Here is a 652-nt window from a genome sequence, read left to right on the forward strand (position 1 = left end):
CGTTCACCGGCAGAGGCGATGTCAACACCTATGCCTTGTTCGCCGAGCTGTTTTCGCGCCTCTACGAAGCGATCCGGCCGAGCAGGTGTAATCGTGCCAACAGGCTTTGCAACGGATTCGTCCACCTCATTGTTCTTCGGTAGTCTCGTCGAGACGTCACGGCTCGCGCAGCTCATTGATTTTGAGAATCGTGAGCGGCTGTTCCCGGCTGTCGATAGCCGCATGAAATTCAGCATTCTCAGCATAGGCCCGGCGAATCGGGCTTCCTTCGCCTTCTTCCTGACCAATACGGCGCAACTCGCGCACGAGGAGCGCCGCTTTACGCTGACGCCGAACGAGATTGCTCGGGTAAATCCGAACACCATGACCGCGCCCGTTTTCCGCTCTCGTGCTGATGCGAAGCTGACAGCAAGTCTTTATGCGCGCTCACCAATTTTGATAGAAGATGTTTCCCGAGAAATAGGACGGGAGAAGAACCCATGGGGTTTCACCTATCAAACAAAAATGTTTGATATGGCGGATTCTAGTCACTTATTTCTGAAGACACCAAACAGCGGCCTTGAAGGCGGAGCCGATGTCAGTTCGGGATTATCTCCGCTCTATGAAGCTAAGATGATCCACCAATTTGATCATCGCTGGGCTTCTTTCGACT

The 652-nt window shown here is 53.2% G+C and carries 1 pseudogene; it reads left to right on the top strand.

Features of this window, described 5'->3' with window-relative positions:
- Positions 1–222: 222 nt before the first annotated feature.
- Positions 223–652 (top strand): annotated as a pseudogene (locus tag RCCGE510_RS35040) (restriction endonuclease); the annotation flags it as partial.

Origin of the sequence: Rhizobium sp. CCGE 510, from assembly GCF_000292525.1 — a bacterium.
GTDB lineage: Bacteria > Pseudomonadota > Alphaproteobacteria > Rhizobiales > Rhizobiaceae > Rhizobium.